The organism is Agrobacterium vitis (assembly GCF_013337045.2).
GTDB lineage: Bacteria > Pseudomonadota > Alphaproteobacteria > Rhizobiales > Rhizobiaceae > Allorhizobium > Allorhizobium vitis_B.
Window position 1 is genome coordinate 212,984 of record NZ_CP118259.1, and the last position, 26,025, is coordinate 239,008.

General features: G+C 50.6%; 22 protein-coding genes and 1 pseudogene. 9 read left to right on the top strand and 14 right to left on the bottom strand.

Features of this window, described 5'->3' with window-relative positions; translation table 11 throughout:
* Positions 1 to 110: 110 nt before the first annotated feature.
* From G6L01_RS00975 to G6L01_RS01005, 7 genes and pseudogenes are all read left to right on the top strand, one after another.
* A complete protein-coding gene (locus tag G6L01_RS00975) occupies positions 111 to 407 on the top strand; it encodes a hypothetical protein (protein ID WP_070163591.1) in 297 nt (98 codons plus the stop codon).
* A 164-nt stretch (positions 408 to 571) separates the two neighbouring features.
* Positions 572 to 901, top strand: a pseudogene (locus G6L01_RS00980) (integrase core domain-containing protein); the annotation flags it as partial.
* A 310-nt stretch (positions 902 to 1,211) separates the two neighbouring features.
* Positions 1,212 to 2,675: a D-glycero-beta-D-manno-heptose-7-phosphate kinase gene (gene rfaE1, locus G6L01_RS00985; RefSeq protein ID WP_070164013.1), complete on the top strand. Its 1,464-nt coding sequence runs from the start codon at positions 1,212 to 1,214 to the stop codon at positions 2,673 to 2,675.
* 291 nt (positions 2,676 to 2,966) lie between these two features.
* Entirely contained in the window at positions 2,967 to 3,956 is a 990-nt protein-coding gene (gene rfaD, locus G6L01_RS00990; protein WP_081343957.1) for an ADP-glyceromanno-heptose 6-epimerase, read from the top strand.
* Entirely contained in the window at positions 3,916 to 5,163 is a 1,248-nt protein-coding gene (locus tag G6L01_RS00995; RefSeq protein WP_070163588.1) for an AGE family epimerase/isomerase, read from the top strand. The genes rfaD and G6L01_RS00995 overlap by 41 nt, the downstream gene beginning before the upstream one ends.
* Positions 5,135 to 5,710, top strand: a complete 576-nt coding sequence (locus tag G6L01_RS01000; protein WP_197432342.1) for a D-glycero-alpha-D-manno-heptose-1,7-bisphosphate 7-phosphatase — start codon at positions 5,135 to 5,137, stop codon at positions 5,708 to 5,710. Before G6L01_RS00995 ends, G6L01_RS01000 begins: the two co-directional genes overlap by 29 nt.
* A 130-nt stretch (positions 5,711 to 5,840) precedes the next feature.
* On the top strand, positions 5,841 to 6,308 hold the full coding sequence (locus tag G6L01_RS01005; protein ID WP_070163587.1) for a DMP19 family protein: 468 nt from the start codon (positions 5,841 to 5,843) through the stop codon (positions 6,306 to 6,308).
* A 147-nt stretch (positions 6,309 to 6,455) separates the two neighbouring features.
* On the opposite strand, the gene G6L01_RS01010 is transcribed toward G6L01_RS01005, so the two are convergent.
* The 14 genes from G6L01_RS01010 to gspD all read right to left on the bottom strand — a co-directional run bounded on the left by G6L01_RS01010 (position 6,456) and on the right by gspD (position 19,219).
* Positions 6,456 to 7,555, bottom strand: a protein-coding gene (locus G6L01_RS01010; RefSeq protein ID WP_420359825.1) for an IS3 family transposase whose coding sequence is annotated in 2 segments (ribosomal slippage) — positions 6,456 to 7,303 and positions 7,303 to 7,555 — 1,101 coding nt in all. Because the reading frame shifts where the segments join, the coding sequence is not laid out codon by codon here.
* A 104-nt stretch (positions 7,556 to 7,659) separates the two neighbouring features.
* Positions 7,660 to 8,577, bottom strand: coding sequence for a transglutaminase family protein (locus tag G6L01_RS01015; RefSeq protein WP_071207188.1), 918 nt, complete (start codon positions 8,575 to 8,577; stop codon positions 7,660 to 7,662).
* A gap of 178 nt (positions 8,578 to 8,755) precedes the next feature.
* Positions 8,756 to 9,385, bottom strand: coding sequence for a PulJ/GspJ family protein (locus G6L01_RS01020; protein WP_070164066.1), 630 nt, complete (start codon positions 9,383 to 9,385; stop codon positions 8,756 to 8,758).
* Positions 9,386 to 9,778: a type IV pilus modification PilV family protein gene (locus G6L01_RS01025; protein ID WP_070164067.1), complete on the bottom strand. Its 393-nt coding sequence runs from the start codon at positions 9,776 to 9,778 to the stop codon at positions 9,386 to 9,388. It abuts the gene before it with no gap.
* Positions 9,762 to 10,235, bottom strand: a complete 474-nt coding sequence (locus G6L01_RS01030) for a GspH/FimT family pseudopilin (protein WP_070164068.1) — start codon at positions 10,233 to 10,235, stop codon at positions 9,762 to 9,764. The genes G6L01_RS01025 and G6L01_RS01030 overlap by 17 nt, the downstream gene beginning before the upstream one ends.
* A complete protein-coding gene (locus G6L01_RS01035; protein WP_081343986.1) occupies positions 10,232 to 11,479 on the bottom strand; it encodes a type II secretion system F family protein in 1,248 nt (415 codons plus the stop codon). The genes G6L01_RS01030 and G6L01_RS01035 overlap by 4 nt, the downstream gene beginning before the upstream one ends.
* Positions 11,480 to 11,518: 39 nt before the next feature.
* On the bottom strand, positions 11,519 to 13,138 hold the full coding sequence (locus G6L01_RS01040; protein WP_070164070.1) for a GspE/PulE family protein: 1,620 nt from the start codon (positions 13,136 to 13,138) through the stop codon (positions 11,519 to 11,521).
* Positions 13,139 to 14,014, bottom strand: a complete 876-nt coding sequence (locus G6L01_RS01045) for a hypothetical protein (RefSeq protein WP_070164071.1) — start codon at positions 14,012 to 14,014, stop codon at positions 13,139 to 13,141.
* 2 nt (positions 14,015 to 14,016) lie between these two features.
* Entirely contained in the window at positions 14,017 to 14,571 is a 555-nt protein-coding gene (locus G6L01_RS01050) for a hypothetical protein (protein WP_070164072.1), read from the bottom strand.
* Between the two features lies 1 nt (position 14,572).
* Positions 14,573 to 15,112, bottom strand: coding sequence for a type II secretion system protein GspM (gene gspM / locus G6L01_RS01055; RefSeq protein ID WP_174089378.1), 540 nt, complete (start codon positions 15,110 to 15,112; stop codon positions 14,573 to 14,575).
* 57 nt (positions 15,113 to 15,169) lie between these two features.
* Positions 15,170 to 16,204 carry a PilN domain-containing protein gene (locus G6L01_RS01060; RefSeq protein ID WP_139190136.1) on the bottom strand — a complete coding sequence of 345 codons (1,035 nt, stop codon included), beginning with the start codon at positions 16,202 to 16,204 and terminating at the stop codon, positions 15,170 to 15,172.
* Positions 16,179 to 16,634 (bottom strand): type II secretion system major pseudopilin GspG, encoded by a 456-nt coding sequence (gene gspG, locus G6L01_RS01065; protein WP_070164075.1) that lies wholly within the window; start codon positions 16,632 to 16,634, stop codon positions 16,179 to 16,181. The genes G6L01_RS01060 and gspG overlap by 26 nt, the downstream gene beginning before the upstream one ends.
* A gap of 36 nt (positions 16,635 to 16,670) precedes the next feature.
* Positions 16,671 to 17,126, bottom strand: a complete 456-nt coding sequence (locus G6L01_RS01070) for a prepilin peptidase (RefSeq protein WP_070164076.1) — start codon at positions 17,124 to 17,126, stop codon at positions 16,671 to 16,673.
* Complete coding sequence (gene gspD / locus G6L01_RS01075; RefSeq protein WP_337692696.1) at positions 17,123 to 19,219, bottom strand: type II secretion system secretin GspD; 2,097 nt, start codon at positions 19,217 to 19,219, stop codon at positions 17,123 to 17,125. Before gspD ends, G6L01_RS01070 begins: the two co-directional genes overlap by 4 nt.
* Before the next feature lie 274 nt (positions 19,220 to 19,493).
* Between gspD and G6L01_RS01080 the strand changes: the two genes are divergently transcribed.
* On the top strand, positions 19,494 to 25,367 hold the full coding sequence (locus G6L01_RS01080) for an RHS repeat-associated core domain-containing protein (RefSeq protein ID WP_156621596.1): 5,874 nt from the start codon (positions 19,494 to 19,496) through the stop codon (positions 25,365 to 25,367).
* Between the two features lie 12 nt (positions 25,368 to 25,379).
* Positions 25,380 to 25,946 (top strand): hypothetical protein, encoded by a 567-nt coding sequence (locus G6L01_RS01085; protein ID WP_139190335.1) that lies wholly within the window; start codon positions 25,380 to 25,382, stop codon positions 25,944 to 25,946.
* The last annotated feature ends 79 nt before the right edge of the window (positions 25,947 to 26,025 follow it).

Consider the following 26,025-nt stretch of genomic DNA (forward strand, 5'->3'; position numbering starts at 1 on the left):
GTCAATGGCCACAAACAGAGCTGGATTGAGGAGCGGCTTCCTTGGAGTTCTCCCCCCTTTCGTTAAACACACCTCTTTCGAGAGGATCGTACTTGTCGTAAAACACTTGCATGAAAAACGAATTGGTTCATGAAATCTGGCTCGATCCCGAGCCAGATGGTCAATTGCTCCCCGGCCTTTGTCTGGCTGGTCCCATGGGAGACGGTTTTAGAGCGCTCCTTAATGAGGGGGCTGTGAAGGCGGGTGAAGTAACTGGTCAAAGCCATTTCGATGTCATGACGAAATACTGGAAGCTTCAGGGCTGGGGCAAGTATAATACGGAGCACCGACAGGATCACGAGCCATACCCGGACGAGTGGGTTCGAATTCAACGACATTTTTTCGACGCTATGGGAATTGTAGATTGACTGCGATGACAGCTCATTCGCATGGCGTTGAACAACACCAGTTTTACAGGCGAGCAATGTATTTTTAGTGATGTGTGATTGGCACATTGCTTATCATCGCAGCACTATTATCGAATGATCTTCGGGAGCGTTTTGTATGGCGAACGTAGCAGAAAAGTCGCTGCGTGCTTCGAGGCTATCCCAAGACGATCAGGGTGGACAATGGCAGCGAATTCATCTCCCGTGATCTCGACCTCTGGGCCTATGCGAACAACGTCACCCTGGACTTCTCGCGGCCAGGCAAGCCGACAGACAACGGCTTCATCGAGGCGTTCAACAGCAAGCTGAGGTCGGAGTGCCTGAACGCCCATTGGTTCCTGACCCTTGCAGATTCCCGCGAAAAGTTGGAGACTTGGCGTAAGTACTACAACGAGGAACGTCCTCACTCGGCGATCGGATATAACGTCCCCATTGCCCTGCATAATCCCGGTGGCGCAACCAGCCAGCCATCGTGATCAGAGCCGGAAAACTCTAATTCCCGGCGGTCCAAGGTTTGGTCCCAGAGCAATAATAGGTCGGACTCTACTAAAATTTTGAAGGATTATCGGGTTCGGTTCAGCATCACCATCTCCAACTCGCATCAAAAAAACCTGAGTTGCGTACTGTGCCGCATTATTAAACAATATCTTTCAAGATGTTGTATTTATTATTTTTCTTCGAATGATCCCCTTGATCAGGGGATTGCTGTCCGGCAACGTTCCCCTTATAATAAGGGAAAAAATGACGATCAGCAGTCGACGTGAAACTAGATATGGAAATTACAGCATGTTGAATGTGAGTACTCTCGACAACTGGCAAGGGCGAAAAGTGTTGGTCGTCGGGGATGTGATGCTTGATAGATTTGTTTATGGAAATGTTGAAAGGGTCTCCCCGGAAGCTCCTGTTCCTGTTTTGCATTTCAAGTCGCAAATGGAAATGTTGGGTGGGGCTGCTAACGTAGCAAGAAACGTTGTTTCTCTGGGAGGGCAATCGGTTTTAATTGGCGTCGTCGGAGATGATGAAGCCGGAAGAGCCATTTGCGGCGAACTGGCAACGCGCGACGGCGTCGAAACTCATATTGTAAAGTCGTCGAAAATTCCAACGACTGTAAAAACACGATTTGTCGCCAACGGGCAGCAGATTATGCGTCTCGATGTTGAGGTTCGCCTTCAGCACGATTTAGAAATTGAAGATATGATATGCGCGTCGGTCGCTAAGCAGCTTGAAGACGCGGAAATCGTTGTTCTTTCCGATTATGCAAAAGGTACGCTTTCAGAAGGTACGGTTAAGCGCCTGATCTCTATGGTAAAAAAGACTGGAAAGCTAGTCGTTGTCGATCCTAAGGTCAGCGACGTTTCCCGCTACTCAGGGGCTAGCGTTATTACACCAAATGCGCTTGAAGCAGCGGCTATTTCAGGTGTTCAGTGTTCCACTGATGAATCAGCGGAACGAGCTGCGCGCTTGATTATGGAGAAAACTGATGTTTCTGCAGTTCTTCTTACGAGAAGCGCTCAAGGAATGACCGTTTTTGCTTCCGATGTTGGTGAGTATATAACCACTCATATTCCAACTACAGCCTCTGAGGTTTTTGATGTTTCTGGAGCCGGAGATACTGTTGTAGCCGCGTTGGCTCTTGCCTTGAGTGCGGGTGAAAGCGTTGTGGCTTCTGCGAGGATTGCTAATTTGGCGGCGGGAGTGTCGGTATCCAAGCCCGGTACTTCTGTGGTTTTGCCTCATGAATTACGCCGGGCGGTTCGCGTTCAAAGTGATAAATTGAGCCACAACATATTTCCGATTAATGAGGCGGCGTTGATTGTAAATGAGTGGAAGAAGGCTGGGCTAAAAGTTGGTTTTACAAATGGTTGCTACGATTTGATTCATCCAGGACATGTTGCGCTCCTCAAACAAGCTCGAGCCACCTGTGATCGTCTCGTCGTTGGTCTTAATACAGACAATTCTGTCCGTAGATTGAAAGGCGACTCGAGGCCGGTTCAATCTGAGAACGCTCGTGCGGTTGTCATGTCTTCGATCGACAGCGTTGATTTAGTCGTCCTTTTTGATGAAGATACCCCTCTATCAATCATTGATCTTCTTGATCCTGATGTGTTGATTAAGGGAGCAGACTATTCGGTGAACACGGTAGTTGGCGCTGATCTGATTATCGGGCGCGGCGGTAAGGTCGTTCTGGTGCCACTTGAGCAGGGGCATAGTACAACATCGATAATTGAGCGCGCTCATGCGGGTGGCTAAACTTATGAAGCTGGGCCGTCGTATCCAATTGAATCTGCTGTAAGATGTGATGCGTTGTAAGTGTCAGAAGGTGGCGCAGCGGTGTGATGCTCTTTGGGAGTCGTTTTATTTTGCCGAACAATCTCCTCATTCTGAACCTAGTGAGATGATGGGTACGGGATATCCGATGTCGCTGAAGAGATTTGGGAAATTTGATCTTTGGTAAAGGTCGGATTTTTTCAACGTTGTGGTGTGTTTGCCGTTTGAAGCGGAACTCGTTGAAAACTTACATATCGAAATGGAGAGAATGGAATGTATGTCGTAACCGGGGGGGCTGGATTTATTGGCTCAAATATTGCTGCAGCGCTCGATCAGCGTGGCGATGATATTGTGATAATCGATCATTTTGGTTCGGATGACTTCAAATGGCGTAATATCGCTAAACGCCGTATCAAATCGATCGTTAATCCCAAAGAAGGTTCCGCTTTCATCGAGCGCAACGCACAATTGATATCTGGTATTTTCCATATGGGGGCCATATCAGCGACGACAGAAACTGATATTGATTTAATAGTCGAGAACAATATAAATTTTTCTCAAGAACTTTGGAATATTTGTTCAGAACATCAAATACCTTTTGTCTATGCGTCGTCGGCGGCAACTTACGGAGATGGGTCGCTGGGATTCGTAGATAATGAAGAAGATGCCTACTTATCTTCTTTACGTCCACTAAATGCTTATGGTTGGAGTAAGCATCTTTTCGATCGCATGGTTCAGGGTGCTATCGCGAGAAAAGAAAAAACTCCTCCTGTGTGGGGGGGGCTGAAATTCTTTAACGTCTATGGGCCAAACGAATATCATAAAGGGCCGCAAAGGAGTGTAGCCGTTCAGCTTTATGAGCAAATTGTACGCGAGGGCTCTGCCAAGTTGTTTCGTTCTGATCATCCTGATTATGCTGATGGCGGCCAGTTGAGGGATTTTGTCTGGGTTGGTGACTGCGTGGATGTTGCGTTGTGGCTAATGAGCGGACAATCAAAATTGTCAGGAATCTATAATGTTGGATCTGGATCTGCGCGTAGTTTCCGTGAGAAAGCTGAAATTATATTTTCCACTTTAGGAAAACCAATACATATCGACTACGTTGATCTTCCTCCGAAATTGAAGGGAAAATATCAGTACTTTACAGAGGCTTCTCTGGAAAAGCTAAGAGCTGCTGGTTATGAAAAACCCCTGACTACGCTTGAGGTTGGAATGAAGCGATATGTCGAATATTTCCTGGGGCAACCTGATGTATTCATATGATGATATATCATCGAAGGCTAAAAATTTGTCAGATATCAATCGCGAAGCCGATGTAGCTAATAATTGGCTGAAATGCTGTGCGTTGCCGTTGTGGTCTGGCATAGGCTTCGACAGGGAGAAGCAATCTTTCCACGAGCAATTAGATTTTTCTCTTTCGCCGCTTACAAGTCAACGACGAGTGATGGTCCAAGCGCGTCAAATCGTGGTTTTTTCCGCAGCATATTTAAACGGCGACTGTCATGCGGGCAAAGAGCTTGCACTTTGCGCAGTTGAATCGATGCTGCAAAATTATGAAGACCGTGAGGGCCGTGGTGGCTTCGTATTTTCAATTGACCCGAGGACAGGGCAGTTGGATGATCGTCGTGATCTTTACGCTCACGCCTTTGTTTTGTTTTCTCTTGCGTGGGTTTTGAGGCTAGAAAATCGTCAGTCCTTTAAGGATGCGATAGAGCGAACGCTGTCGTTTCTCGAGTTACATTTAAGCGATTCCGTACGCGGAGGCTATTGGGATAGTTTGCCTCGACTTGATGATAAGCGCAGTCAAAATCCGCACATGCATCTGTTGGAGGCATTTATTGCCTTGTATGAAACGACGGGTGAAAGACGGTTTCTTGATCTTAGCCGGCAGTTGCGTGACCTTGCCGTGACAAAGTTTTTAAATTTAGAAACCGGGTCGTTGTGCGAATATTTTACGGATGACTGGACTGTCTACCCTTCGCTTGACAAAGGAATTGTCGAGCCTGGCCACTTGTTTGAGTGGTCTTGGTTGCTGTCACGATTTTGGAGTTTGAGTGGCGAAGATCAGTCTTTGCCGATACGGTCAATGATGATGCGCGCTCTGAAAAGTGGCTTTAGCAATGATGAGGGACGTATCATTGACCAGATCGACGAACAAGGTAGATCATTGCTGAAAACTAGTCGATCATGGCCGCATACCGAGGCTCTGAAGGCGCTTACGTCAATTAGTATAATAAAACCTTCAGTTCAAAATCAGCTAGTAGCTAACATCCTCCAAAGATTAAAGAATAACTACTGTCCAGATAATTTGAAGGGTGGTTGGTATGATCAATTGAATGAGGATGATGTAAGTGTTAGGCCAAACATTCCGGCCAGCACTTTATATCATATTTATTTCGGTATAACGGCTGTTAAGCAATTTGTTGATAAGGGGCTAACCTATGAATTTACACCGGGTGATGTCCAATAAAATTGAGACGCCGCAAAAAGTGATCTTTTTAGACAGAGATGGTACAATTATCGTCGACAAAAATTACTTGAGTAGGCCTGAAGATGTTGAACTTGAAATAGGGTGTGTGGAGGGGCTTACGAAGTTTTCGAAAGCTGGGTACCTATTAATTGGAGTTACAAATCAATCTGGTGTGGGGCGTGGTTTCTTTAGTTTGGCCGATGTAAATCAGTGTAATAATAGGGTTGAAAGTTTGCTTTCGCCTCACGGCATTTATATCTCTGCTTGGTATGTTTGCCCTCACAGACCTGAAGAGGATTGCACCTGTCGTAAACCTCGCTCAGGGCTTGTTGAGCAGGCTGAGGCAATTGTTTCCATCGATTACAGCCGGTCTTTCGTAATTGGTGATAAGGATGCCGATGTTATGCTTGGTAGGAATTGCGGCATGGAAAGTATTCTTGTTTTATCTGGTGCAGGTCGACTCCATCTTGAATGGGCATGTGAACACGGCTACATGACCGCTGCCACCTTAGATGATGCAGCCGATTTAATTCTCTCAAGTCCGTAAGCGGTGTGCGGCTCTCACCTTTACAATAATCGCGGCTTTAATGGGCACAGTAACTATAGTCGTTTGCAGGCTTCGCGATTTGATCGCATCAACAACCTCAAGTAGGTGGGTTGGATAGTTGGGAGTCGTCATGACAGCGCCATACAGTGATCTTGGCTCGCTCGATGACTGGCTCCTTAAACAAGGGATTGAGCAGGCAGAGCGCGGAATTTCGATTGAAGACGAGCTTATTCCGGGGACGGTCGAGCGGTCGGGACTGCCTTATGTCTATCTTTACGCTACGGTTATTTTCGACGGGGAAGTCGCCAATGGCGGCCTTCCTCAGTTCTTCGAAAACTCATCCGGCGCTTTGGCTCCTATCGTTCGGGATGCGTTGCAGGCAATGGAAGCGCTCCATTACGCTACCATCATGACGGAACTTATCAACGCTTTTGGGCCGGAATACCCTCGCAATCAGTGGGTTCGAGTCGATAAGATAGACTCAGACACTTCTATCCAGGAAATGCTGGATCGCGGCTATCATGCCATTGATGTCTGGAGCCGGGAGTTCATCCTCGCACGCGACAATTACGCCAGAAAAAATGAATTATTGAAATGAGTAAACCGCGTCCAAAATGGCTCTTTTGAGCCTGATGCGTTGCGGAGCTGTTAGGTAAGGCAGGATAACTGCCACGGCAGAAGCTCGTCGATTGAGGTGCCCCCTGATTTTGGGCCAGCGGGAGCTGGAATTTTCCGGGGTTAAGGCTCATGTCGGCGTGGGTGCCGATGAGCCGTTCATGAGCGATATCGGCACCTTGTTGCCGATCGCGCTATGTGGCCGGAACTCGTTATAGTCTCTACGCCAATCCTCCATCTTTGCCCGTGCGTCGTCAAGGCTCATAAACCAATGAGCGCTCAGGCATTCAGCCCGGAACTTGCCATTAAAGCTCTCGATGTAGCTGTTGTCGGTCGGCTTGCCCGGCCGCGAGAAGTCGAGCATGACGCCCTTGTGATAGGCCCAAAGATCAAGGTCTCGGGAGATGAATTCGCTGCCGTTGTCTACCCGAATGGTGGCTGGGTAGCCGACCTGGCGACATACCCTTTCAAGCGTCTGAACGACATCCTCACCCTTGTAACTGAAGCGCGCATCGACTACCGGCGAAAAGCGTGAGAATGTATCAACCACTGTCAGAACCCTGATTTTGCGGCCGGTAGCCAATTGGTCATGTACGAAGTCCATCGCCCAGACATGGTTGGAATGGGTAGGTTCCGTGCGGTCGGCTCGCAGCTTAGCCTTGACCTGACGCTTGGGAACCTTGTTGCGGAGCTGGAGGTCCATCTCCTTGTAAAGACGATAGATTCGCTTCGGATTAACAGGCCATCCATCACGCCTGAGCAGGACATGGACGCGACGATAACCGTGGCGTACGCGCGTTTGGCAGATGTCCCTGATCTTCAGCTTTAGTTCGGCCTGCTCGCCACGTCTGGACTTGTAGACATAGAGCGACCGGTCAATCTTCAACACCGAGCATGCACGCCGGATCGAAACCTTCCAGTCCGCCTTGACTGTGTCGACAAGCTTGCGCTTGCGGGCAGGCCTCAGAGCTTTTTTGACAGGACATCCTGGAGCATGGCCTTGTCCAGTGAGAGATCCGCCACAATCCGCTTCAGCTTGGCATTCTCCTCCTCAAGCTGCCGCAGCCGCTTCATCTCCGAGGGCATCAGGCCCGCGTATTTTTTGCGCCAATTGTAGAACGTCGCATCGGAAATTCCTGCCTTGCGGCAAACCTCACCAACCGGCGTTCCATCTTCCGCCTGCTTCAACACAAATGCGATCTGCGCTTCCGAAAACTTGGACGCCTTCATTGAATTCTCCCCTTCTTCCCAGCAGGGATCATAAGCGGAAAATTCCAGTTCAAAATGGCCTAATTTATTGGGGGCACGTCAACGATAGATGGCAACTGCTTCAGTCATTTCCCGTCTTCAGGCATCCAACCTAATGCTTCGGCCTTTGCAAAAGATTCCTGGTTCAGTCGGTACCAGGTGTCGAATTTGATACGATCCGGCTCGGAAATCTGATACATCTGCGTATAACGTCCAGTAGTTTCACGGCGCAGAAGACCCGCATAAGCACTACCCTTCATGACAAACGCGAACACAAACTTGGGATGGATGCGCAGCAGGTCATCGGCAATGACGATCGCCTCTTCGTAGGATTTTTGTTCCATCTTATATTCGAGCAGCGTCGATGAAATCAAAGCGACAGCTTCATCGTGGTCGAGCGCGCGCAGATACACGCCATGGGCAATCGCTGCATCCGACATGGATAATTTCTGCCGGTACCACACATCGCGCGTAAATCCGCCACCACTTGTCGCCTCCAGATTCCATGTCCTGCCATCATCATCCGTATATTTGATCAACATGTGGGATGGCGCTTCGGCCAGAGTCATCTTCAAACCGATTTCCTGACCTGCAAACAGCATCAGCAAGGGCATTGTCACGCAATTACCGCGGCGGGTAGTGAGATAGGTGGAGAGCAGCTGGTTACGGAGGTTGCGCCCAAGTGGATCGCTCTGATCGTATTCGTATGGGCGGAAATCGTTCCAGGGGCCGCTTTCATACAAATACTTTTTCAACGCCGTTAGCTTCTGAGCTGATGTTGCGCCTTCGCCGGCCATGTCACGCACGATGTGAGCGATCTTTTTTACCTCGTAAGCTGCATCGACGTCCTGCGGTACTATGTCGTTATCGATGCGGAGCTTTGCCTCAAGAAAGGAAATATGTGCATTTGGCAGTGGCACGAGATGGATAGGGCCGTCTTCGGCGACCGAATGCGCCGTCATTATCAAAAATGAGGCTAAAGCAATCAAAATGGGCTTAATCACTATTTGAGCCTCGACCCGAAGTTTGTGGCGCAGCGCGCGTCATTGATGGTTTCGTTGTCACACGCACGCACCGACCCAGGACCATAATAGGGAATGACAAACGACCTCATGGATCTTTATTGACAATAAGACGAATAAAACACTGTCTGCAATCCACCGTGATCTAGATCTGGCAAAATCATGGAGAGAGGGAGACATTGGGCAACCAAATTTGGCGTGTTGCCGCGGCTTTGATCTTATCTTCCTCAAGGATCAAACTAAACCGCAAGCCTGCAGGAAGTTGGTTCGCAGCATCCCAGCTCGCTCGCCAAACAGTTTCTTTGTCACCAAGGTATTGAAACTGAATTATATCGATATGAGTTGAAACCACATCGCTGCCCTCGCTTCCTGCTGCGGGACGGTAGGGCATCAACCTTCGCCGCAAAGAAAATCGCCCACCGTTGTCGATGATATCGTACCGCACCTGCCGAACTCCAAGGCTTTTAAAGCCCGTCCGGACGGCTGCGACAAACTCGATTGCATCACCAGATCCGCGAAAAACGACTTGCTTGCCAGCGCTCGTTGCGACAAGCAAAGGCCTACGAAACGGCGTTTGCAAGTCCGAAACGATTTGATCAGCAAGTGTGTCTGCTTCCTGCTGCAATACCAGCTTCTGATTAATCTCGCCGATTTTTCGAAGTTGGCCGATGGCTGACGTCAAGATCGAAGTCATCATTGCAATGAGGACGAGAACGATAAGAACTTCAATCAAACTGAAGCCTGCGTCGCGATCTCCGTCATTTGCCATTTGTCCTGTTTGGCGTTCCATTCACTTCATTGCCTCAGGCAGGAATGTTCTGTAGTGGCCAATGATCTGATGTGTCCGGCCCGAAAATACGTCCAGATCCAGTTGCAAGATCCTAACCCCGCTGTCCCTGTTTTCTGAGACTATGCTGCGGTGTAGCTGCCAAGACGGCTCATCGTCGTTGTCTTTCGACCGATGACTTTCGTCGGTTCGCGCGAGCACGTTCGGATCGTCCAAAATGCGTTGCGCGACCAATACCGCTTTATGATGATCTGCAATCAGAGTTTGGCTCCGGGCAACCACTTGGAGCGTCTTGTTTAATCCGATGAGCGCCAGCGACACGATGAGAAATGCGACAAGAACCTCCAACAGTGAAAAGCCGTCATCGGTGACGGTATTGTCAATGTGTTTCGTCATAGGTGCTCAATCCGGTAAGCCAAAGAGTTTCGATGGATACAGTGGCACTGCCGGTTTGAAGCCGAATCCGGCCACCAGATGACGTACCATCCGGCAAAAACAAAATTATGCGCCGGCTGTTTCCGTACTTGAACTCGTCTGCGGTCCTGACCTCCAACGCCACGTTATCTGGAATTTGCACTCGCCCGGAGGCCTGTCCTTTTTTACTCACCGTCCTTGTCTGAAGGTCCACTTCGACATTGACCTCTGCTTTACGCATCACAGCCTCCATCCGCGCATCATTTAGCACCGAGACAATCGCCCGAGCGGTGTCAGCAACAGACTGAGTTTTGCGACTTTTCTGGAACGAAATCAGGCCGACAGCCAACGAGACAATCACCATGACGACAAGCATTTCCAGCAGAGAAAACCCGTCGTTCTCTGATCGTGCTAAACGACTGCCGACCGAAAAACTCATTGAAGTGCCAGATCATTAATGCTGAGCAGAGAGTCCATGATGGAAACGACGAGGGTTCCAATGGTGAGCCCCATAAAGATAGTAATTGCAGGACTAAGCAGTGTCATGAAGCGATCGATTTTCTGCTTTGTAACCGCGTCTACAGCGCGAGCGGCATCCGCGAGCGCCTTTGGCAATCGGTTCGCGTCTTCACCTGCCTGAACAAATGAAACGCTAATACGGTCGAGCGTCCCTGAACTTGCAATCGCTTTCGAAAGCGATTGCCCAGTCAAGACGTCATCTCTGACTTGAATGAGCGCGGTCCGAAGAGCGGGATGGGTAACAACCTGCGCCGCTAAATTCAGGGACAAGTCCATATTGACCTTGTTCTCGAGCAGCAGCGACAACGTTTGCATATACCGCGAACGCGCAATGCTTAACAAGACCGGCCCCAATCCTGGAGATTTGAGTCCGACAGAGTTAATCCAAGCTCGACCGCCAGCGGTCATCAACAAACATCCACATGATGCTAAGCTTGAAAACAGCGTGAGCAGGCTAAGGACGGGACTATCTGTCAGCATGCTGTGGACATCGGCCAATAAGGCCAACAATACAGGTGGCGTTGTGCCCGTTCCTTCGAACAGAGGCTGAAGAGCGGGTACCAACGTGAACGTAATAACTAAAAGCGCGCCAATCAAAACGGTCAGAAGTAGAGCCGGATATACAAGCGCACTTTGAAATTCCGACCGTTGAAGGCGCAAGTCAGCGTACATGGTTGAGATCGCCCCAACCGTTTCATGCATTCGTCCGCTCGCCTCCCCAGCCATCAGCAACGCGGTGACCGTAGGATCGACATCAAGCCGTTCCGAAAGAGCTTTCGATAGATTTTGGCCGCCAGCTACAGCGTTGTAAATTTCGGCGTAGATGGCCCGATATCGATTCTTGGGTTCTGTTTCGGCAGCCAGTTTGAATGCTGCGTTGACGGTCAAACCTGCGCCAAGCAGCAGGTGTATAGACGCGAAAAGCCGTTCCACGTCCATTGCGCGTGCTGACGCCCCTCGTCTTGGGCCAGAATGTGCCTTTTCCGCATCTCCCGCCGGTTCGAGAAGATAGGGCTGCAGCCCTTTCGTCGAAAGCAGGCGTGCGGCATCCGAACGATCAACAGCATCTATATAACCGCGTTCTTCGCGTCCTTCAGACGTAATCGATACATATCGAAACCGTGAACCCGTCATGGTAAACCTATCTGCGACATGATTGACCATCCAGGCCTGATGTCATCCGTCCGCACCCGGCCAAAAATTCTAGCCAGCGGTTGGATCCTGTTGAATGACACGCAGCACCTCGTCTCGTGTTGTCACATTCTGCTCGACAAGATCGTTTGCGAAAGCATTCAGCGACTTGGTGCCCGACGCTTGAACTGCGGTCCGCAGGGCCTGCTCTGTTGCACGTCGGTCGATCATAGATTTCAACTCAGCATCGATCTCGACAATTTCATAAGCGACAGTGCGACCTGAATATCCGGTTCCTCCGCATCGGTCACAGCTCTCGTCCGAAACAACATCTAGATGTTTGCAAGATCGTCGTAGAAGGCGTTGCGCAATGACCAATTTAGTCGTTGCAGAAATGAGATAAGGATCGACGCCAATATCTTGTAAGCGTGTGACTGCGCCGACAGCGTCGTTGGTATGAAGGGTCGTCAAAACCAGATGGCCTGTCAAAGCAGCCTGTAGGGCGATTTGCGCTGTCTCTCGATCTCGAATTTCACCCACAAGGATAATATCCGGATCTTGTCGTAGCACCGATCGCAGAGCCTTTGGAAAGTCCAGACCAATGTCTTGATTGACCTGAAGTTGCGTAATCCCCTCCATCCGATATTCAACCGGGTCTTCGATGGTAAAGATTTTAACGCCCGGCCGGTTCAAAGTAGCGATGAGCGCATACAGTGTCGTTGTCTTACCGCTACCGGTTGGACCAGTCACGATAATCAGACCATTCGGCGACTGACTTGCCTTCCTAAGCCTGTCGATGTCAGCCGGTCGATAACCGAGGCCTTCTAGTGTCGTGACGCCAGCAGAGTGGCGCAAAAGCCTGAGCACAATAGTTTCTCCGTGCACGGAGGGAACAGTAGACACACGAAAATCCACCTCCTGCCCACGAATTGATAGCCGCATGCGCCCATCTTGAGGAATGCGCCTCTCGGCAATGTTGAGAGAAGACAGAATTTTTATTCGCGTCGTCAAGCCGGCTAGCATCGGTTTGGGCAATGTCTGAACGACATGAAGGACCCCATCCACTCGGTTGCGGATCCTGATCTGATCGCTCAGGGGTTCGATGTGAATATCAGTCGAACCGGTCTCGTAGGCTAGCTGAGCCATCTGTGTCACGAGATTTACAATGGGTGCCTCCAGCGCAAGATCTTTCAAGCGGGCGACATCATCGCTCTCCATCGCTTGGCTTTCTATCCTCGGAGCTGCAAGGGGCATCTCGGTCTCACGTTTCAAGACCTCCACAGCATCTTGGATCGCTTTGCGGGTAGCGGCTCTGACATCGATGGGCTTTTCGAAGTACAGTTCGTTGAGAGATATTGCGCCTTGATCCAGAGGATTGGCCATAGCCATCACCACGCGGTTATCCACGACCTCGACCGGCAGAAGACCTGTAGAACGAGCATAGTCCAGATTGTAGTCTGCGAGCAGTGCTTCATTTGGGCTTGCGAGCGATATACCGGGCTTACGGAGATAGCCGGACAGCAATTCTACCAGCCTGACATCCGTTGCCACACCCAGTTCAGTGATGATGACATCGAGAGGTAGTCGGCTTGTCCTTACAGCCGTCTTCAGTCGGCTGATTGACTCGTTTCCCAGTCCCCCTTCCGCTTCAAGAAACTTAAAAAAGCTGTCATATCCAGCTTGTGCCGCCATTCAGCTCCCTCCTTTCAGCAAGGTTTGAAGCTCGCCGGGGCATGAAGCGACGCTCAGGATCAATTGATCTCGAGCCACCTTTGTAATTGGCCGCTGAACTTTCTGCTTCACGAAGGGAACACGGGCTTTGCCAGAAGGCAAGGACAACACAAATGTATACTGGGTCCCAAAGTCGCGACCTGGAGAAAATTCGATAATGTTAACTGTCGCGCTTTCCGCATTAAAGGCGGAAACCAAATCCGTGTTGCTTTGGGATAAAGCGCGAGCCAAACGTACATCCAATGAAGCTGGGCTTATGCCACCAGTTTTATTGTCGACCGTGAAAATCAATGGCACCAAGGATTTCTCGAAGTCGCTCATCGTGATGATGTCCTCGAGATCGACGACCGACAGGAATTCTTTGGATGGAGTGCCCTGTTGGATGGATTGTCCCGCTCCCCCGCTTGATGCGTCGGTTATGCCAGCCAGTCGCTGTGCTGTCGCATTCGCCAAATCTTCACTTCTGCCCAAAGCAGTAAAGGCCCTGGTGATTTGTTGCGGTTGACCGGCATTCAAGTCAACAAGGCTCGCTGTTTGTTGAAAGGAGACGAGAAGGTCAGACTTTTGCAATTTGCACTGCCACCACTCCTGACCAGGTCTCCGCTTGTCTTCAAAGAGATAGGCGACCCGTGCTACGCCGATGATCTGTTGCCCCATCTCAAAACGTTCCTGTGCAGATATCGCAGCTGAAACGGAGACCCTGTTCGTCTGCGAAAGTATTGCCAGGACCGAAGCGATCAATAAGACAAACAGCAGAACGGCGACGAGTGCAAATCCCTCATCACCGCTTTTTGCGCCGATTTTCCAGGCTCGTGATGGAATAAGGAACCAAGCCATTCTCAGGGACAACTTTCGCACTTGGTGAGGTCGGGGTAGAGGTAAAGAGTGACGGCCGAAGTGGACAGATTGACCGGCTGAAGCTCAACAGCGTTCCTGTTAATGCGGACGATTTTTGCCCCCGCAAATTCGTCCCCAACCTGCAACCATCGCAGTTCGCCATTTGCCGACGCCAATAAAGCCATCCAAATCCGATCGTCACCGGATATTCCGAGAACCTTCAGATTTTGCTCAAAATTGATGTCGGGCGCCATGCGTTGAGGTGCGTTCAAGACAGCATTATTGGCTCCTGTGTCGACGAGCGGCGCCATAACGACCATCGGCGGTGGTTGTGGTTTTACAAACGGCCGGCGCGTGGGAGACGTCAAAGGACGAGCAGTTATTTCAAGGAGATTGAGTTCCTGATCGACTGGACCGACGGCAGATGTCGCTGACGTCGTTTCCCGTTTTGATACTGGTTGAAGCGGAGATATGGTGATCGGAAAGGCGATCGCTGTGAGGAGCGATAGAATTGCGAGGCCGAAAGCACCTATCATGAGAATCTGACGCTGGTGCATTTTACCTATCTCCGGGCGGGAAGGTATTTGCCGCACCGAAGAGATCCAGTGTGACATTGATATTCAAATCACCTTCCACACCGCCTGGTGTAAAACTGGAGCCCAGCGTCAACGAGCCGATGAACACGGGAGGGATTGTTTGCTCAAGCTCAAGCAAAACGGATTGTATAGTTTCGAACGAACCGTAAGCGTTGACCCTTAGTCCAACTAACTTGACGTTCGGCAATGCCTTGGACGGAATGTCATTGATCGTGTTGATCTGCAAACCGTGCCGCGCTGCCGACGCTTTCAGGATGCCATTGATCTCCGCACGAATGATTTCATCGGTTTCGCCGCGGAACACTAGCCCGCTGACCTGATCTGTCGGCTCGGTCGGCGTCAGTTTCAGCTGCTCTGCAGATGCTATAATCGTCTGGTAGAGACCCAGACGGCGGCGAGCGTCGTCGATTTGCGAAAGACCTGAAATTGCATTCTCAATCGCACCAAAAACAATCGATAGAGCGCATATAGCGGCGGCGAGGCCACATATCAGGAGGATCAAACGCCTCTGTCCTATGTCCAGACTGAGAACCAACGCTGTGAACCGTTGCCGCATCGTTTAACGCCTCATGCTCATCGAAAAGCGATCCGCATCAAATCCGACTGCGCGAGCGATACCGGAGGAAAACGTCACATCAAAGAATGAGCCGGTCTTTTGCAGTCGTCCGGGAAGCGACGCTGCCGATTTCGAAAGGCCGGCAATCTCAACCTTGGCGTCGGCAATTTTTAGCTCGGTCAAAAAAGTATCATCTGGCAATGTACGTGTCAGCGCCTCGACTGTCTTCAACACATCGCCATTGGTAACGCTGCGTGCCCGAAGCGCGACGACGAGGTTTCTCCTTTCTTGGCTTGTGTCGATTATCTTTCGCGCCGCTTTCGCCTTCGGTTCAATCTCAGTTATCGCAGATTGCAATTCGTAAAGTCGCGCATTTACACGAATGCTGAAGGTAAATGCTGCGGCGGCGATCGTAAGACAGATGAAGGCTGGCATGAGAAACCGTCGCGACATCTGCATCATATCACCAACAACAGATGGCTTGATCGGGAGGCCGGCTGTCGCCTTTACCCGATAAGTTTGCGAACCATGCTTCACAAATATGCGGCGAACTTTCAGCTTGTTATCGGAAAGAAACGTGTCGAGTCTCTCGAAAACTCGTCTTTTTGCGAGGAAGTAGCCTTTCCCGGCGCTCTCGGAGGAAAACCGCTCCAAAATGGTAACAACCGCTTCGGGCCGAAAAGGCGTATTGTTGCAAATGTCCAGTTCGGCCATCGGCAGCAAAATCGACGATGGCAGCCTGTGCTCAAGAAGATCGCGCCTTACAACGACGTCTTCATCTAGAACGACATCGACCATCGTTGCCGAAATCGCCCGAATGTGCCTTCGCCAACCACGTGCCGAGCGCCGTTCTTGAGGTTTCGCGCCCGTCTTAGTGATGGCGCTATGTGTCACTAAAACACCCAGATCGCCTTCGCTTTGCAAGGATTGATCCGTTCGACGCAAAGCTGCGCTGAAATATGCTAGTCCGTCGCACAAATCAGACCAAAGCCCTGCGCCGGACGTGATCCAATCAGGGAAGATCGTGATCTTCACCATCGCCCCCTTCTTTTCCGTCGCGTCCAAAAGAAATCACAAGAGGTCCCTGGCCTGCTTCTGTAAGCTTATAAACGTAGGCATGCCCCCAAGGATCCTTGAGACTATCAGCGCCTTTCAGATACGGACCGTTCCAGACTTTCGCACTGGCAGGCGCTACGGAAAGTGCTGAAAGTCCCTCGTTCTGCGAAGGATAGGTTCCGGTATCGAGGTAATACAGTTCCAGGGCCGATTGAATGTTGTGTATCTGTGTCTTTGCGCTCTCGACTTTTGCCGTGTCGAGATAACGTAGCACCCGAGGCGCAACAAGGCCGATCAACAGCCCCATAATCGCGACGACAACAAGCAATTCGACGAGGGAAAATCCTGCGTCCGAATAGCTTTCATCCTGGTTGGATCTGTTCGTCTTGATGTCGGCTGATATCGCTTGCATGAATGCCACCTGGTGAAAAGGCTAGTCGATAGCCATCTATTGCGTAAACCATACACTGGCTGCGGAAGCACAGAGGAAGGGACCAAAAGGAAGCCGGAACGTCCGCAGATTCAAGGCTGGCCGTCTGACCTTTGCTGCCAAGACCACGAAAAGTCCCGAACAACTGGCAATCGCCAGGAACATTGCGAGCGCGTCCAATTTAATCCAGCAACCGATTGCAGCTGCAAGTTTAACGTCCCCCATCCCTAGGCCAACACGCGCCGTCAATCTGCTGTGAACAAGTCGGATGATCAAAAACAGTCCGCCGAAGACAAAGACCGACAATCCAACATCGGTGTATGTCCTAAATCCTTGCAAAAAAGAAATCGTAGCACCAGTCACCCCGAGGCAAAGGCTAAACACCTGGGGGATGCGCAGCGTCTTTATGTCAACCGCGCTGATGACGAGCAATTGCCCCACGAACAACACGTTCATCCAATCAAAGGCCGTCATTGTGCGATCCGTTTGATGTCCTGACGCATTCGCTGACCATTGGTCTGCGATTGCCCCCGTTCGAATTGACCACGGAATTCAGCGGTGATGTCTCGGGCCTGTTGGACATCCTGTACGATCCTCGGTCTTATAAAGATGACGAGTTCTGTGCGGGAAATCGTGTCGGTTTTGGACTTGAATGCCGAACCTAATACAGGAATGTCCCCGAACACCGGAACCTTCTTATCGGCAATGCTTTTCCGCTCCTGAATAAGTCCACCGAGGGCAATGCTTTCACCGTCACTCACGACAACGCGGGTGGAAATCTTACGCTGCTGGATCGTCGGGCTGTCGATGCCTGACGTCGTTGTTTGCGTGACGTTGCTTGCTTCCTGTTTGATATCGAGCGTCACGCGCCCCGACGTGTTGATACGCGGCGTGACGGCGAGAATGATACCCGTATCTTTTAACTCGACCGAATTGACGATAGCGGAGTTGGCAGACGTCGTGCTGGTGCTCGACTGCGTGATGGTCGGCACCTGATCGCCGACCTGGAGTGTCGCTGCCTGGTTGTTAATCACCATGAGGCTCGGAGAAGATATCACTTTGACTTTCGTCACCGTGGACAGCGCATTCAAGGCTGTCTGTACATCTCCGGAAATATGTGTCCAGGCAAAGCCAGGATAGGCTGCGGATGCCGCGCCTGAAGCAAGATCGGAAAAACCAACGCCGTTTGCACCGTGATCGAGATACCACCGTATCCCAAATTGAAGTTGATCATTCAGAGTGACCTCGGCAATGATGGCCTCAAGGAAAACCTGAACGGGCATCACATCGACCTGACGGAGAATTTGCTCTATCCGCTTATATTGGCGTGGGGTCGTTGAAATCAGCAAAGAGTTGTTCTGGTTGTCGGCGACGATTTTCGGGACGCTTTCGGTGCTCATGCCAGCGACCTCAGCCAGCATGTCGCCGTTTGTCGTCGCCAAAGATGTTGCAGTGTCAGCCGTGGCTGCAAGATTCGGCGCTACATTGCTTTTTGATTCCGCTCCCTTGCCTTTCTGGTTTATGACGTTCTGCAGGACCTCCGCTAATTCAGAGGCGGACCGGTTTTGGATTTGGTAGACGAAAAGTTGCTCGTCATTGTTTTGAGCAACAGCGTCGAGTTTGGCGATCCATGCCTGAATTTTGCTGAGGTAAGCCGGTCTTGAGGTAATAACCAGGACAGCATTCAATCTGGAATTCGGGATAAATCTTATCACCTTTCCATTTGGCCCGTCCCCCGCCCCGAACACAGAGGTGAGTTCCTTGGCTACGTCCTGAGGCTTTGATGTCTTTAAAGGATAGATCGCCGTCGACATTCCCTTCATCCAATCGACGTCAAATACCCCAATCGTGTCGCGAAGAGCAGAGAGCTCACTGCCGTCACCGGCGACAATGATGTAATTTCTTTCTGGATCCGTTCTCAGGACCGCATTCGGGCGTCCGGTTTTTTCGATGATGTCCTTCATATCATCCGCCGAAATGTATTTCAGCTGAATGACTTCCATTTTGGTTCCGGGCCCCTTGGTCGATGCAGAGCCAGACATAACGGAGGTGTTGGAGAGGGCGCTACTGGAGGGAACGATGGCATACTGACCATTTTTTTGAACAAGAGCAGCGTTGTTCATCGACAAAGCCACTTCAAAGATGTTCAGAAGGCTTTTTTTATCGACGGGTTCACTGGTTTGAACGGTTACGTTTCCCGACACATTTGGGTCGATAACATAGGTATAGCCCATGATGTCGCCCAGAACCCGTTTTGAGGCCTGAGCAACGGGCGCATTCACCAGGTTGATTGTGTAGCTTTGTCCGCCACCTGATGTGGTCTCTTCCACGACACCAGGCTGCTGTGCTGTGGTAAACTGACCCGTTCCGGGAACGGCGAAGCCTGAAACGGATTGTCCACCGTTAGAAGGCCGGATAGGAGCAGATTTTGAGGCGATGACCGTGTGTTGACGCCCATCCGTGCCCACACCTTCCATCAACGAGTCCCAGCGGTCGTTGCTGTTTTCAGACGCGCAGCCAAACAACAAAACAGCCGATAGGCTGAAAACAACGCTTTTGATATCCACCGCATGATCCCACCCTATGCCCCTGCAACCCTATCGTTATGATTGTGGAATAAGGAGTCTGAATCCTTGCTGCCGTGTATTTGGTCCACAGTTTAATTTTGGAATTTCCCGGTAAAAATTGTTATAGTTTATAACTATATGTCGTTTTGTAAATAATATTTTTCCTTCCCTCTTTACATCTCCAAAATCCTGAATACGGTCCGACTGTCATTGCTGGGGATAGCAGTGATATTTGAGATTTTATATATTTCTATTTTAGCGTGGGGACGCTTACATGATGATCGGACGGACCGTTGCTTTGGCCGTGGCTTCTGCATGCCTTTTTTTATTTATAAGTAAAGTTGCATATGCCGATACAGCGCTTGGAGATCCACAGCAGGTTGCTGTCGCCCCCAAGGCTAGCGATGTCTCCAGTTCCGGTGCCTTCGTCCAGGAATATCCGATCGATGTGCCCAAGAGTTTTGGTGTAGAGCCTAAACTGTCCTTCAAGTACGATAGCTCCCGCCGCACCAAGGTTAGTGGCCTTTATCAAGGCTGGCTTGGCTATGGCTGGGGTCTGGAAGGCGTGGCCGTTATCGAGCGTGCAAGACCTGCACGCGGTATCCCTGCCTATGATGCCAACGACGTCTACATGCTCAACGGTGAGCCGCTGGCCAGCTGCACCTCGACCAACAATGCCGGTGTCTCCTGCCAGGTTGGCGGCAACTGGGTTGGCGAGACCGAGAACTATCTGCGGATCCTTTACGTATCCTCCTCCAACACTTGGGAGATCACGGCACGCGACGGCACCAAGACGGTACTGGCCTCCACCGCATCGTTGGTGGGTTCGACCAGCACAGCTGTCGAGGCGACCAATTACCGCTGGCTGGTCAAAAGCGTTACCGATACCCATGGCAACACGGCCAGTTACAGCTACACCTGCGATACGCTTCCTGTCTGCTATCCGTCGGTGATCAGCTACAACAACCGGACAGTCAACTTCTTCTACGAGGCGCGGCCCGATCCGCTGATCATGGCAAACGGCAACTCGTTGTCGCAGACGACGCGTCGCCTGAAGACCATCGTCGTCAAGACTGGTAGCAGCACCATCAGCGGCTACGCTCTCAATTACGATCAGGCGCCGGAGAACGATGCCTCACGTCTCGTTTCAGTACAGAAGTACGGCTCCGACCTGACGCTCAGCAATGTCAATGCCATTACCGGCGGCACCTCTCTGCCCGCAACAACATTCTCTTATGCAAACGGAACCGACTTCAGCCAGACCGTGTCAACAAGCGCGATCATGGGCAGGCCGATGTGGACAGATCTTACTCCAAATTACATTCCAGTCGATGTCGACGATGACGGTGTCTCCGAAATCCTGACAAGCGATTGTGGAATGGTATTCAGCCAGGCCGGCTCGACGAGCTTTGCCATTGCTGACATGTCAGCGGTTAAATGCACGAAGGTTGCACCTAAATTCCACGTTGGACGGTTTCGGACCGGGGAAACCGGCAAGCAAATGTTGCTTAGGGGGGACAATTCAAAAATTCGCGATGAAGTCGTCCTGACCAGGAACAGCACAGGCTTTAGCGTTGAGGTAAATACCTGCAGCGCCACCTCCGGCGATGCAATGATTACCAACAGTGCAACAAAAGCGCTGTGCGGCCTGGGCGCTGAGTACAAGACGCCGGTTGACTACGATGGGAGCGGTACGGACAAGCTTGTGAAAGTGACGGATCAGACGGTCGGCATGGCTGAACTTTTCGGCGATGGACGCATCCAGAGAATGTACACAGGTGACACCTCTTTACGAGCCGACTCATTTGAAAACGGTGTTTGGGTCAAGCGCAAGCTGCTCAGTTCCCCTTGCGTCAGAAACTGCCTGTTCATCGACCTCAACGGCGATGGCCTGGACGACCTGGTTCAATATTCGGTTGTCTACGACGCTGGCAACACAAGTGACAATAATTACAGAAATCCGTCTTATAGCGTTTCCGTTTCCGGGTACCTCTTCAATGGCAAGACATATCAGGCATGGACTGGGAGCTATGGCAAAACTTATACGCCAGCAAGCGCAGACAATACATATTACAGTGCCATCAGCATTTTCGCGTCAGATGTTGACGGCGATCAGAAATCAGAGGTTGGAGTTGGGGTTAAAAGCACTGAAGATTATGATGCTTATGGCGCGAGAAACTGGTTGCTCATGCGGATACGGAATAAGGCCAATAAATCTTATATTGCATTCGATAGTCTTAAATTGAACAGTAGTTTTGCGACCATCGGCGATTTCGATGGAGATGGTCTTTCTGATCTGTTAAGCGCGCCGGATATAGCCTGCGGAGGTCGTACATATAATCAACGAGATGGTAGCTATACCTATCACGGTCCAGATTGCACTAAGGCCTTTAAAGGAAAGCCTCATTATGTCAGTTACGGTCGATCGACGGGTGACTTCCCCAATCTGATGACGGGGATGACGACGCCAGAGGGGGCGAAGGTCTCGGTGCGCTATACGCCTTCGACCAAATGGCAGAACACCTATCTTCCATTCGCGCTCCAGACCGTCAGCTCGATTTCACTCGACGATGCTCATGGCACGGTGGCCACCACCGACTATTCCTATGCCAAGGGCCTTTATCTGCCCGCCAAGCGCAAGTTCATGGGCTTTGGCGAGGTCACAAAGACCCTCCCGCTCGCCAACGGTCAATCCACACGCAACACCGTCAAGACGACATACCTCCAGGATATGGCAACCGTCGGATTGCCTGCAACCGTCGCCTATACTGGTGATGATGCCAATGCCGGTAAAGTGGTTTCCAATAACTACACAGCCAACAACGCCTCCATACCCTACACCGCACTGAAACAAGCGACAGAGACGCAATATACAGAAAAGGCAGCGGCACTGCGCCTCAGAACCGAATGGGCCTACGACACCTATGGGAATGTCGCTCAGGAAACCAACTTCGGCAGGCCAGCCGTCAACGGTGACGAAACAACAACAGTTTCTCACAGAGCCTACAACCCTGGAAGCTATATCGTCTCGACTCTCAGCGGCAAAGCGAGCTACAAGGGCGCAACAACCAGTGGTACGCTTCTCAGCTATCAGACTTACGCGTATGACGGTCTGGATTTTGGGGCCTCGCCGACCAAAGGCGATCTAACCACACGCCGTGATTACGTCGATCTAAATAACTACCAGACAAACACCTTCACCTATGACAGCTATGGCAACAAGGTCTCCGAAACCAATGGGGCCGGCGACAAAATTACTTACAGTTACGACGACATCTATCACCAGTTCCTGACCGGCACAGGTTATCAGAATGGCCTGTTGAAGACCGCGAACTATAATGGAATTTGCTCGGCTCCTGCCAATACCTATGACTTTAACGGTGTCGGGACCGGCTACGCCTATGACGCCTTCTGCCGGCAGACCCAGTCAATTAACGCGGTCACTGGCGCCTATGAACGCACGGCCTACTACAACTGGGGAACATCGTCGCAGCACATCGCTAACTTGACCAGCATGCCGAATGGTGCCAGCGATTCGCAGGTCGATTCCTATTTTGATGGCCTGGGCCGTATCCGCAGAACCTATACGTTCGGCGACTCCATCAACCCGTCAACAATCGTCGACACGGATTACGACGCCCGCGGCAACATTTCCCGCGTCACCCGACCCTTCGCAGAAGGCGCGACAGCCTACTCAACCACGACCACCTACGACTGGAATGGACGCCCACTCAGGGCGACAAATCCAGATGGAACAGCAAAAATCTACGACTATGCACTTGTCGGCTCAATCGACAGATCCTCGAATGTCACGATCTTCGGAACTTACGTCACCGATGAGATCGGCATCCAGACCCAGACGTTCACGTCAACGGCGGGCGATACGGTCGGCATTGTTCAGCGTTCGGCCCCCGCCACGGACGGAGGTATCGTTGCGCGCTGGATCCATGCCGCAACCTTCGATGATGCCCATAGAATGATCCAGGTTCAGGACAATAATGGTGCGACTTGGAGCTATGCCTACGACTTGCTGGGTAATCGCCTTTCTGCCAGCGATCCCGACCTAGGGTTCTGGAACTACAGCTATGATAATGCGAACCGTCTCAACGCGCAGCTTGATGCCCGCGGAGCGTTTATAACGATAGCTTACGATAGTCTTGGCCGCGTTATCCGAAAAATGGCTTATAATCGGAATATCGCTGGCGATCCAGGTGTCGTACTTGCACAGAATACCTATGACGAACAGCGTAATGGCTATTACAATCGAGGCCAGTTGACCACATCGACCAATCCGACGGCGACTCAGGTCTTCAATTATGCGGCGAGTGGCCTGTCTGCTCAGAAATATTCCAATATCACCGGTGTCGAATCCGATGAGTGGAACTGGTACGATCAGGGTCAGAAACCGGTCTATAGGTTTTACAACGGTCCGACACCTTTAAGTGTAGGTGACGCCAACAGTCACTGGACCTACGACCGCAAGGGTCAGTTGCTAACGATCCCCGGCTACATCAATAGCACGACCTATATGCCGGATGGGCAGACAGCGTCTATCAGCTATGCCAATGGCGTAACGACAACCTTCAGCTATTCGCCTGAGCGTGGCTGGCTCACAGGAATTCTGACGCGGGATTCTGCTGGTAATCGTCTGCTTGGCGCCACCTATAGCCGCGACGCTGCCGGTCGCATCACGAGCATTGATGAAGACGGCACGGCCAATGACTGGACCTATACCTACGACCGTTTCGGTCGGGTCGCTACAGCCATCCGGGCCAACAATCCCGACTATAGCGAAACCTTCACCTACGCTGACAATGACAATCTGATCAGCCGCTCACGTCTGGCCGGCAGCTTCGCCTATCCATCGGCGGGTTCCTCGCGCCCGCATGCACCGACATCGCTCAACGGTGTCGCCTTTAGCTATGATCCGAATGGCAACCTGACCAAGGACGGGGCTAGGCAGCTCGATTATGATCTGGCTAACCGCGTGTATGCTGTCTCGGCAAACGGCTCCACCACGTCTTTTGAATACGGTCCTGATGGAACACGGTTCAAGAAGACTGGAGCCCAGGGCACCACGCTCTATCCAGATGCCAGCGTAGAGTTCAATTCGGCAAATGGTGTGGCCACCCGCTATCCGCATATGGATATCAGGGTCGTCGGCGGTACCAAATACTTTCTGCACCGCGATCACCTGTCGTCGGTCCGCTTCGTCACCAACATGGCCGGCCAGATCGTCGAAAGCACCGATTATGCCGCCTATGGCGAGACCACCAACAAGGCGATGACCACCCAGAAAAACTATATCGGCGAGCGCTTCGACCCCGAAACAGGCCTCCTGTATCTCAACGCTCGATATATGGATCCAAGGTTCGGTCGCTTTATCTCGCCGGATGACTGGGATCCCACGAAAGCAGGTGTCGGCACGAACCGATATGCTTATGCATCAAATGACCCGGTCAACAAGAGCGACCCGAATGGACACTCCTATAGTGGAACTGAAACAAAATTTTCACCGCAAGAAAAAGACTTTAGCTCACCTGATGATGACCACGATGGTCCCGATATTGACAGGGCAGGACACTTAGAGCATCCGAATGGACCAATGTCGCAGCAAATGGCTGGAGGGCCGTTTGGTTATGAAGACCATGACTCGGACGGGATCAATGACGAAGATGAACACGTTAATAACCACTTCCCGTATGGATTGACTATAAGAACTCCAGATGACCGCCATATAAAGAATCCTTTAGTTGATCCTATTTTTGGAATAGGTATGGGAAGTGGCGGCTCCATAAGAGGTGCACCAAGCAACTTTGCTAAGCCAAAAATTGGTGAAACTGGGAAAGTAGGTGAACAAGCTCTCAAAAGCTTGGGAGGACAATCTCAAGTTTATAAGAACACGCCATTTGGCGCTAGATTTATCGACCAACTTAATGGTTTAGATGCTAATGAATCCAAAGTCGGTTACCAGAGCCTCACAAAGAGCAACAGAGTACAGATCGACAAAGATGCACATCTATTGCAAAGCGGCTTAGATAGTTATAGGTGGCATTCTTTTGACAGTCCGACCACAGGGCGCGGTGGGTTTTCACAGCCTCTTCAGGATGCCCTTCGGGCAGCCGGGATTGATATAGAACGGCATTAAGGTAGTTACAAAATGGTATATCCGGTTGTCATTCCTCCTTTTGATATTCTCCAAACGAAAATGGATAACTATAAACTATCAGAATTTAAAGAATGGTTTTTGCGCTCCATCTCAATCCGAATAAAAGTATTAGAGGATGCATGTAAAGCAGATATTTTGGAGTGGAGAGCTGATTTCGAGCCAGAGTCTTTGATCACCTTGGCTTCATGGGCAGCTGAGAAAATTGAAATAAAAAGGATTGATGAAAGGAAAATTGACGAAATAAAGAAAAATATGAAATTTCCGGGAAATTTCAACGAATATGAATTAACCTATGAATCTCGATCTTTGGCGTTTGATATTGGTTTATATTTGGCTGAAACACTTCGAAGAAGATCAAATATTTTGCAGTGGACGCAGATAAAAAAGAAAAATGAACATCCTGAGCACGGTCTAGTTGTTCTTTCTGGGTTTGTTAAAAATGTAAAATTGAATAGTACCGCTGTAGGTGAGGTGCTGGCTTTGCGAATGCAGAGAAATAAATCAGATGTGCTCTTAATAAAAAAAGCATTTGATTATTGGGTAAATTTAATACCGTAATTTTAGAGGATAATTTCAAAATTTTAAAGAGTCGATATTTCCCTGAAAGGGTAGTATTTTGAGGCAAGTTCAGGCAGCT